A 9,763-nucleotide genomic window follows, 5' to 3' on the forward strand; every position below is an offset into this window, starting at 1 on the left:
CACGCTCTGCCAGCGGTAACAGCGGCTGCTGCGGTCGAAGCAGCCCTGCTGCACGTAGCGCATTTCCTGACCGGTCAGCGTGCGCAGCGGCGTTGCCAGATGCGATTCGATGACGCCGGTCGAACGGCATTCGATGCCGTTTTCGGATTCCTTCTGTTCCAGCACGCAGTAATCGCGAAAGCCGAGCTCCTGCACGAACAGTTGTTCGTTGAAATCCGGATCGAAGAACGTCGTCCAGAAACGATCGGCGCTGCAGTGGATTTCGTGGCTGACCGAAAGGGTTTCCATGATTCGCTCCCTGTCTTTTGCCGGGGTGTGAATGAGGCCCCGGGGAATGGGCCGGTTCAAAGAGCAATGGTCATCGACGGCATCGGGTGCGGGCCGATGCGTTTGATGGATCAGGCACGGAGTTTCGGAACGAGGCGATGCCGGCCGTCCGGGACGCCACATTGATCTGTATTGATCTATGTCAAATCTTGCAACGATGCTGGCAGGGTAATCGCCAGCATTCAGGAGTCAACGCCTGTGACATTACGGTTGTGCAAGCTGTTGAAGGCCTGCAACTCCGGTCGCGAAAGCAGCGCTTTCCTTAAAAAACGGCAATGGCAAGCAGGCGCGATTCCGCCCGGAAAAATCCGCAGGCAGGCAAATGACCTGGCCCCGGTCCGCGTCATCCGTCGCAAGGCAAGCGCGGGGCGCGCTCAGGGCTTGTCGAGCAGCGCGCGCAGCCCGGCGAGGCGTTCGCGGCCGCGCTCCTTCTTCACTTCCGGAGCGAGCTCGATGCCGGCGCCTTCCCATTCGAGGTCGGCCTGCGGCAGTTCGGCGAGGAAGCGGCTCGGTTCGCAGCTTTCCCAGTTGCCGTACTTCCTGCGCCGCTGCGCGAGCGTCAGCGTCAGCGTCTTCTGCGCGCGGGTGATGCCGACGTAGGCGAGGCGCCGCTCCTCCTCGATGGTGCCGGCGTCGATGCTGTTGCGGTGCGGCAGCAGTTCCTCCTCGATGCCGACGACGAACACGTGCGGGAACTCCAGCCCCTTGGCGGCGTGCAGCGTCATCAGCGTCACCTCGTCGTGCGCCTCCTCGCCCTCCTGACGCTCCAGCAGGTCGATCAGCGCCATCTTCGCGACGCGCTCGGCCAGCGAGGGCGGCGCGCTGCCGTCGCCGGTCTCGCCCATGCGCGCCAGCCAGTCGGTGAGTTCGTGCACGCTCTGCATGCGCCGCGCGCCCTGCTTCGGGTCGTTCGCCTGTTCCTTCAGCCAGTCCTCGTAGTGCAGCTCGGCGAGCATCTCGCGGACCACGGCCGCCGGCTCGCCGCTGCGCGCGCGTTCGGCGACATCGTCCAGCCAGTGCGCGAAACCGGCGAGGCGTTCGGCGGCGCGTTCGGGCAGCTGCTGCGCGAGGCCGAGTTCGCGGCAGGCCGGCAGCAGCGCCAGCCCGCGGCCGGCGGCGTAGTGCGCGAGCTTTTCGAGCGTCGCCGGCCCGAGTTCGCGCCGCGGCACGTTGGCGATGCGCACGAAGGCGGCGTCGTCCTCGGGGTTCACGAGCAGGCGCAGGTAGGCGAGCACGTCCTTGACCTCGGCCTGCGCGAAGAAGCTCTGGCCGCCGGTGATCCGGTACGGCACGTTCTGCTGGCGCAGCGCGGTCTCGAAGGGCCGGGCCTGATGGTTGCCGCGGTACAGGATCGCGTAGTCGCGCCACTGCGTGCGCCGGCGCAGGCGCTGGTGCACGAGTTCCGAGACCACACGCGCGACCTCGTCGTCGCCGTCCTTGCAGACGATGACGCGGATCGGCTCGCCGTGCGCGTGCTCGCTCCAGAGCTTCTTGTCGAACACGTGCGGGTTGTTGGCGATCAGCGTGTTGGCGGCATGCAGGATGCGCCGGCTCGAACGGTAGTTCTGTTCGAGCTTGACGATCTTCAGCTGCGGGAAGTCCTCGGCGAGCAGGCGCAGGTTCTGCGGCTGCGCGCCGCGCCAGGCGTAGATCGACTGGTCGTCGTCGCCGACCGCGGTCAGGTTGGCGCGCACCCCGAGCAGCGCGCGCACCAGCTGGTACTGGCAGGTGTTGGTGTCCTGGTACTCGTCGACCAGCAGGTAATGGATGCGCTGCTGCCAGCGTTCGAGCGCCTCGGGCTCGCGCTGGAACAGCCGCAGCGGCTGCAGGATCAGGTCGTCGAAGTCGACGGCGTTGTAGGCGCGCAGTTGCTCGCAGTAGCGCGCGTACAGCCGGGCGGCGTCGGCGGTCATGTCGTCCTGCGCCTCGGCGAGCGCGTCCCCGGGCTCCACCAGCGCGTTCTTCCAGTGCGAGATCGTCCACTGCGCCTGCTGCGCGTCGTCCTTGTCGAGGCCGTCATCGAGCGCCTGCAGCAGCTGCAGCGTGTCGCGCGCGTCGTAGATCGAGAAGCCGCTGCGGTAGCCGGCGCCCTTCAGTTCGCGGCGCAGGATGTCGAGGCCGAGCGTATGGAAGGTCGACACGCGCAGGCCCTGCGCCTCCGGCCCCTTCACGAGCTTGCCGACGCGCTCCTGCATCTCGCGCGCGGCCTTGTTCGTGAAGGTCACGGCGGCGATGTGGCGGGCGCGGATGCCGCAGTCGCGGATCAGGTAGGCGATCTTCTGCGTGATCACGCGCGTCTTGCCGGAGCCGGCGCCGGCGAGCACGAGCAGCGGGCCGTCGATGTGCAGCACGGCGGCGCGTTGGGGCGGGTTCAGCGTATGCACGGCGGCGGACGAAGCGGCGGCGGGGCGGGCAGTGTAGCGCGGCGGCAGGCTCAGGCCGCGGCCGGCGGGAAGCGCACCTCGACGCGCAGGCCGCCGCCGTCGGCGTCCCCGAGGCGCACGTCGGCGCCGTGGCGATCGGCGACCGCGCGCACGATCGCGAGCCCGAGGCCGCTGCCTTCGGCGGTTTCGCCGGGCCGGCGGTAGAAGCGGTCGAACACCCGGCCGCGCTCGTCGGCCGGGATGCCGGGGCCGGTGTCGCTGACCACCAGCAAGGCCTGCGGACCCTCGGCGAGCACCGAGACATCGACGCGGCCGCCGTCCGGCGTGTAGCGCACGGCGTTGCCGACGAGGTTCGACAGCAGCAGCCGCAGCCCGGCCGGATCGCCGCGCACGCTGAGCGCCGGGTCGACCTCGCCGAGGCCGAGATCGATGGCCTTGGCCGTGGCGAGCGGTGCGTGCTCGGCGAGCACGCGTGCGGCCAGCTCGGCGAGGCGGACCGGCTCGGTGGCGCTGCCGACTTCGGGGCCGAGGCGCGCGAGCTTCAGCAGCTGATCGACCAGATGCACGGCGCGCGCGATGCCGCCGCGCAGCTCGGCGAGCGCCGCGGCGCGACCGGTCGCGTCGTGGGCGCGTTCGAGCAACTGCACCTGCAGGCTCAGCGCGGTCAGCGGGCTGCGCAGTTCGTGCGCGGCATCGGCCGTGAAGTCGCGCTGCGCCTGCAGCGCCGTGGCCAGCCGCGCCAGCAGGCCGTTCAGCGCCTCGACCAGCGGCTGGATCTCGTCCGGCACATCGGTGAGCGCGACCGGCTCCAGGCTGTCGGCGCGCCGTGCCGCGACCGCGCGCGTCACGCGCCGCAGCGGTGCGAGCCCGCGCCCGACCAGCCAGCCGACCACGATGGCGAGCAGCGGCAGCAGCAGCAGGTAGGGCAGCAGCGTGCGCAGCGCCGCCTCGGCGGCCAGCCGCTCGCGCACCGCCAGCGGATGCGCGACCTGCACGAACAGCCCATCGGCGACGATGGCGAACACGCGCCAGCGCCCCTCGCTGGTGTTCGTGGTCGAGAAGCCCGGTCCGGCCGGGCCGGGCGGGTCGGCGTGGCGGTGCGCGTAGTACAGGCGGGCGCCGGCGGCGTTCCAGACCTGGATCACGAAATCGAACTCGGGATCGGGCAGCGGCAGCGCGGTGGCCACGCCATAGGCCATGTCGCGCATCGACAGCGCGAGCTGGCGCAGGTTGTAGTCGAAGATCTCGTCGAGCTCCTCGCGCACGCCGCGCCAGGTCGCCCAGGCCCCGGCCAGCGAGCCGAGCAGCACGGCGCACAGCAGCGCGAGCAGCAGATGCCGGCGGATCGAGTTCATCGGGCCGCGGGCGCGGCGGCGCGGCGGGGCTTCATGCCGGTGGCGGCTCGCGCGGCACGAACCAGCCGACGCCGCGCAGGTTGGCGATCCAGGCGGCCCCGAGCTTGCGGCGCAGCGCGTGGATGTGCACCTCGACGGCGTTGCTTTCGAGCTCCTCGCCCCAGCCGTAGACCTGCTCTTCGAGCTTGGCGCGCGACTGCGGCACGCCGGGTTCGGCGAGCAGCGCGTGCAGCAGCGCGAACTCGCGCGGCGACAGCGCGAGCGGCGTGCCGGCGAGCGTGACCTCGTGGCTGGCCGGATCGAGCGTCAGCGCGCCGTGCTCGATCAGCGGCGTCGGCCGGCCGCCGCGCCGCCGCGCCAGCGCGCGGATGCGCGCGGCGAGTTCGTCGAGCTCGAAGGGCTTGACCAGATAGTCGTCGGCGCCGGCGTCGAGCCCGCGCACGCGGTCCGACACGGCATCGCGCGCGGTCAGGATCAGCACCGGCACGGCGTTGCCGGCCTTGCGCAGGCTCGTGAGCACGGCCAGCCCGTCCTTGCGCGGCAGGCCGAGATCGAGCAGCACCAGTTCGTAATCGGTCTCGGCGAGCGCGGCTTCGGCGGAGAGGCCATCGAGCACCCAGTCGACGGCGTAGCCCTCCAGCTTCAGGCCCTGCTCGACGCTGCGCCCGATCATGCGGTCGTCCTCGACGAGCAGCAGACGCATCGGCGGGCTCCGGCAGTGGCGGAAAGCGGGCATTTTGCCCTGATCGGCCCGCCGGCGGGTACGGTAGCCTGCGGACTGACATAGCAGGCGGCTATCGGAGCGAGCGGAACATTCAATTTCCGCCGGCCCGGGCCCCGGACCAGACTGCGCCGGCAACGGTCCCCTGATCCGCCGGAGTGTCCGATGAACGCCCTGTACCGCCACGATGCACCCGATGGCTCCGATCCGCTCGCGGCCTGCCCGATGCACCGGCCGGTGCGCTCGGCGCTGGCGCGCCACGCGCTGACCGCGCTCGGCTTCGGCGCGTTCGGGCTCGGCACGCTCGGCCTGTTCGTGCCGCTGCTGCCGAGCTTCGTGTTCTGGCTGCTCGCGGCCTGGGCCTGGGCGAAGGCGCGCCCGGGGCTGACGGCGCGCCTGCTCGCGCATCCGCGGCTCGGGCCGGCGCTGTATGCGTACCTGTGCCACGGCGCCATCGCCCGTCCGGCCAAGCGCGCCGCGATCGGCGGCATGACGCTGAGCCTCGGCCTGTCGGCGCTGCTGCTGTCGCCGCCGCCGGCGCTGATCGCGGTGCTCGCCGGCGGCTGGGCACTCGGCTGTCTGTGGGTCGCGACCCGTCGCGAAGGCCCCGATTCCGCGGCGGTGCACGCCTGAAGCCCGCGCACCGCCGCCCACCGAACGACTGGAGCGCGACGCAGCGCCGGCGGGTCCGGTTTCTCCTGCCCCGGGTCCGGCACGGCCGCGACCGGACCCGCCGGCTGCGTCGCGCTCCGGCCGCCTTTCCTGATCCACTCCCGGCGCAGCCCTGTCGGCTGCCGGCGGCCCGGCCTACTCTGCGCGCACCGCGCTGCCTGTCGGCGCCCGGCCGGAGACCGCCGCCTTGCCCAGCGCTCTGCGTGTCCTGAAGCGCCCCCCCGTCACCGCCGGGCCTGCTCCGGTGCCGTCGCGAGCCGAGCCCGCGGAAGCGCCGCCCCCGGCGCCGGTGACGGAGCCGGCCGCGCCCCCGGAAGCGGTGCTGCCGGCCGTCCCGCCGGTGCCGGCCTTGCCCCGCCCCGCCGGTCGCGACGCCCGGCTGGATTTCTTCCGCGGGCTGGCGCTGATCTACATCTTCCTCGATCACATCCCGTCGAACGTGGTCGCGTGGATCACGGTCCGCAACTACGGCTTCTGCGATGCGACCGAGATCTTCGTGTTCATCGCCGGCTACAGCGCGACGCTCGCCTACGGCAGCCAGATGCGCCGCCACGGCTTCCTGTACGGCAGCGCCAGCCTGCTGCAGCGCGCCTGGCAGCTGTACATCGCGCACATCTTCCTGTTCGTGCTGTTCACGGCGCAGATCGGCTGGGTGGAAACGCGCTTCCGCAATCCGATGTACTCGGAGGAAATGAACCTGCTCGGCTTCCTCAGCGAACCGCACGTGAACCTGATCCAGGCGCTGCTGCTGCGCTTCCGGCCGACCAACATGGACGTGCTGCCGCTGTACATCGCGCTGCTGCTCGGCTTCGCGCCGCTGCTGTGGCTGCTGCTGCACCGCCAGTGGCTGGTGCTCGGACTGTCGGGGCTGCTGTACCTCGGCGCCGGTGCCAACAACTGGAACCTCGCCGGCTATCCGCCCGGGCGGACCTGGTTCTTCAATCCGCTCTGCTGGCAGTTCCTGTTCGTGATCGGGGCCTGCTGCGCGCTGAGTCCGGCGGCGATGGCGGTGCTGACGCGACAGCGCCGCTGGCTGCAGCCGCTGTGCATCGCCTACCTGCTGTTCGCGCTGGCGGTGGTCGGCACCTGGTACTGGCCGGCGCTGGAGACCTGGCTGCCGGCCTGGCTGGCGCGGCTGATCTACCCGATCGACAAGACCAACCTCGACATCCTGCGCCTGCTGCACTTTCTGGCGCTCGCATACCTCGTGACCCAGCGCGTCGGCCCGGATGCGGCGTTCCTGCACGGCCGGCTGGCGCGGCCGTTCGTGATCTGCGGCCGGCATTCGCTGGAGATCTTCTGCCTCGGCACGCTGCTGGCGTTCACCGGCCACTTCTACCTGACCGAATTCCACGGTGCGCTGCCGGCGCAGATCGCCGTCAGCGTCGCCGGCACGCTGCTGATGATCCTCGTCGCCTGGATCATGGAGTGGTACCGCAACACCGGCACCCAGGGCCGTCCCTCCGGAGCTTCGGCATGACTCCCCCCCGCTGCCGCCGTCCCGTGCTGTTCCTGCTCGCCGCGCTGCTCGGTGCCGGAGTGCATGCCGAGGTCGTGCCGCCCGTCCCGTCGGCGGACGAGGACGATGATTCCCCGGTCGCGCCCGAAGTCAGCGAATGCGGCGATCCGTCACTGATCCGCGGCACGCCGTTCCCGCTGTCGCACGTCGCCGCGGCGCGGCTTGAGAACCGCGACGTGACCATCCTCGTGCTCGGCACGGCCTCGACCGCCGGGCGTGCCGGCCCGACCTCGCCGACGCTGAGCTATCCGGTGCGCATGGAGCACTGGCTGGAGGCGCGCTGGGGCGACAGGCGCGTGCACGTCGTCAACCTCGCCCGCCCCGGCCAGACCGCCGCCCAGCAGATCGAGAAGCTGCCCGAGGCGCTCGCGACCTATCACCCCGAACTGCTGGTCTGGCAGACCGGCACCGTCGATGCGATCCGCGGCGTCGACATCAACGAGTTCGGCGATGCCATCGAGCACGGCCTGCAGTACGCCGAGAACGCCGCGGCCGACACGCTGCTGATCGACGCGCAGTACGGCAGCGAAGCCTTTGTTCTCTATGATGCCGGCCCTTATCTGGGTTACCTTCGCCAGATCGCGATGGGACGGCGCGCCGCGCTGTTCCCGCGTTTCGAAATCATGCGCCGGTGGGTCGAGCAGGGCTTGCTCGACCTCGATCCGGCGGACGCCGAGTCACAGCGCCGGGTTGCCGATCGCATCCACGACTGTCTCGGCCGGTACCTGGCCGACATGATCGACCGGGCTTCACGCTGAGCGCCGGTGAAGGCGCAGCGCCATAACAGGGAGACACCCGATGCGACCCGATACCCTGCGCAAGCACACCCACTCCGAGCCGAGCGCGCGCAGCCACGCGCTGCCGCGCAACAGCCGCAAGGCCCGGCATCTGGCGCTCGCCGGCCTCGGCGGCCTGCTGGCGGCGATGGTGCTGCTCGCCCCGAAGCCGGTGCGTGCCGAAAGCGGCAAGCTGTCGATCGACCGCCGCTGCGTGCTGCCGGCGCAGATGGTGCGCCTCGACGGCGCGCTGGAGCGCACGCGCGCCCGGATCGACCGGCGCGAGCCGCTGACCATCGTCGCGATCGGCTCCTCGTCGACCGAAGGCTACGGCGCCAGCTCGCCGGCCAACACCTATCCGGCCCAGCTCGGCAGCCTGCTGCGCACGCGCTACGTCGGCGAGCCGATCGAGGTCATCAACAAGGGCCGCGGCGGCGAGGTGGCCACGCAGACGCTGGCGCGCTTCGGCAAGGATGTCTATCCGAACGACCCGACGCTGGTGATCTGGCAGGCCGGCGCCAATGACGTGGTGCGCAACGTCCCGCTCGAACAGTTCGCCGCGACGCTCAAGGAAGGTCTGGCGGCGCTGCGCAGTGCCGGCATCGACGTGATCCTGATGCCGCCGCAGTACGCGCCGCAGACCGCAGCCGCGAAGCAGATCGAGGCCTATGTCGAGCTGATCGAGCAGCTCGGCGACGAGTTCGACGTGCCGGTCGTGCAGCGCTACGAACTGATGCAGCAGCTCGCCGCGAAGGATGCCCCGCTGTTGGCGGCGATGCTGACCGCCGACGGCCTGCATCAGAACGACCTCGGCTACCACTGCCTCGCCGCGCAGGTGGCGATGGGCATCGACACGCTCGATGCCGGCAGCACCGGCGGCACGCTGGCGACGACGCTGGCGCCGTAAGCCGGCGCGCGTCCCTGCCGCGAGGCGGTGCGCGGCAGGGGCGGGCGCATTGCCGGTGCAGGCGTTTCAGTACAGCCAGCCGGTGCGAAACGACACGCCGGCCGCGACGAACAGCACCGACAGCACCGTCACCGGCACGATGTGCCAGGCCATGTCGGTGAGCCGCGAATCATCGAAGTGCGGCAGCACGCGCAGTTTGGCATCGAGCGCGAGCAGGAAGGTCGCGAGCAGCAGTCCGAGCTTGGCAAGGATCGCGTGCGCGAGCGGATTGGCCGGATCGAACCACGCCGTCAGCTGCGGCAGCTGCCGCCAGGCGAGCAGCAGGCCGGTGACGACCTGCACGACCAGCGCCGGCATGCCGATCTTCTCGAAGCCCGATTCGAACGCGAGCAGCTTCGCTGCCGAGCGCTCGCGCAGCACACCGGGCAGGATCACGAGCGACAGCACGAGGTGCCCGCCGGTCCAGACGCTGGCACCGAGGATGTGCAGCAGCAGCAGCCATCCGTACATGGGCCGTCCTCACACGCCGTCGTCGCGCGGCTCGCGCGCCAGCAGGGCCTCGACCGCTGCCGCCGGTGGCCGGCCGCCATGGACGACGGCCTCGACCTGCTCGGAGATCGGCATCTCGACGCCGTGGCTGCGCGCGAGCTTCAGGACTTCGGCGACCGCGGCCGCGCCCTCGACGACCTGACCGATGCCGGCGAGTGCCTCCCCGACGCCGGCCCCGCGCCCGAGCGCGAGGCCGAAGCGGCGGTTGCGCGACTGGTCATCGGTGCAGGTGAGCACCAGATCGCCGACGCCGGCGAGCCCCATGAAGGTCTCGCGCCGGCCGCCGCAGGCGAGGCCGAGGCGCACCATCTCGGCCAGACCGCGCGTGATCAGCGCCGCGCGGGCGTTGGCGCCGTAGCCGAGGCCGTCGGCGACGCCGCAGGCGATCGCGAGCACGTTCTTGACCGCGCCGCCGAGTTCGACGCCGCTCACGTCGGTGACGGTGTAGGCGCGGAAGTCGCGCCCGTGCAGGAAGCCGGCGACCGTCGCCGCCCAGCCGGCGTCGAGGCTCGCGACCGTGGTCGCGGTCGGCAGGCCGCGCGCGACCTCGCGC

9 protein-coding genes and 1 pseudogene are annotated in these 9,763 nt (G+C 71.2%); 4 read left to right on the forward strand and 6 right to left on the reverse strand.

Annotated elements, in window-relative coordinates; translation table 11 throughout:
• From PKE44_RS02295 to PKE44_RS02310, 4 genes and pseudogenes are all read right to left on the reverse strand, one after another.
• Nucleotides 1-288 (reverse strand): annotated as a pseudogene (locus tag PKE44_RS02295) (hypothetical protein); the annotation flags it as partial.
• Between the two features lie 413 nt (nt 289-701).
• On the reverse strand, nt 702-2,711 hold the full coding sequence (rep, locus tag PKE44_RS02300; protein ID WP_324548045.1) for a DNA helicase Rep: 2,010 nt from the start codon (nt 2,709-2,711) through the stop codon (nt 702-704).
• Nucleotides 2,712-2,761: 50 nt separating this feature from the next.
• On the reverse strand, nt 2,762-4,066 hold the full coding sequence (locus tag PKE44_RS02305) for an ATP-binding protein (protein WP_324548046.1): 1,305 nt from the start codon (nt 4,064-4,066) through the stop codon (nt 2,762-2,764).
• Between the two features lie 31 nt (nt 4,067-4,097).
• Nucleotides 4,098-4,769, reverse strand: coding sequence for a response regulator (locus tag PKE44_RS02310; protein ID WP_324548047.1), 672 nt, complete (start codon nt 4,767-4,769; stop codon nt 4,098-4,100).
• Nucleotides 4,770-4,952: 183 nt separating this feature from the next.
• Between PKE44_RS02310 and PKE44_RS02315 the strand changes: the two genes are divergently transcribed.
• From PKE44_RS02315 to PKE44_RS02330, 4 genes are all read left to right on the forward strand, one after another.
• The gene (locus tag PKE44_RS02315) at nt 4,953-5,420 is read left to right on the forward strand and encodes a YbaN family protein (protein ID WP_324548048.1); all 468 of its coding nucleotides are present in this window, start codon (nt 4,953-4,955) and stop codon (nt 5,418-5,420) included.
• Between the two features lie 379 nt (nt 5,421-5,799).
• A complete protein-coding gene (locus PKE44_RS02320) occupies nt 5,800-6,939 on the forward strand; it encodes an OpgC domain-containing protein (RefSeq protein ID WP_324548049.1) in 1,140 nt (379 codons plus the stop codon).
• Entirely contained in the window at nt 6,936-7,736 is an 801-nt protein-coding gene (locus PKE44_RS02325; protein ID WP_324548050.1) for a hypothetical protein, read from the forward strand. The genes PKE44_RS02320 and PKE44_RS02325 overlap by 4 nt, the downstream gene beginning before the upstream one ends.
• A gap of 40 nt (nt 7,737-7,776) precedes the next feature.
• On the forward strand, nt 7,777-8,661 hold the full coding sequence (locus tag PKE44_RS02330) for an SGNH/GDSL hydrolase family protein (RefSeq protein WP_324548051.1): 885 nt from the start codon (nt 7,777-7,779) through the stop codon (nt 8,659-8,661).
• Nucleotides 8,662-8,727: 66 nt separating this feature from the next.
• Here PKE44_RS02330 and PKE44_RS02335 read toward each other — a convergent pair whose 3' ends face one another.
• Nucleotides 8,728-9,171 carry a CopD family protein gene (locus tag PKE44_RS02335; RefSeq protein WP_324548053.1) on the reverse strand — a complete coding sequence of 148 codons (444 nt, stop codon included), beginning with the start codon at nt 9,169-9,171 and terminating at the stop codon, nt 8,728-8,730.
• A 9-nt stretch (nt 9,172-9,180) separates the two neighbouring features.
• On the reverse strand, nt 9,181-9,763 hold a 583-nt coding region (locus PKE44_RS02340), incomplete at its 5' end, for an NAD(P)H-dependent glycerol-3-phosphate dehydrogenase (RefSeq protein ID WP_324548054.1).

It is taken from the genome of Plasticicumulans sp., assembly GCF_035331805.1.
Taxonomy (GTDB): Bacteria; Pseudomonadota; Gammaproteobacteria; order Competibacterales; family Competibacteraceae; genus Plasticicumulans.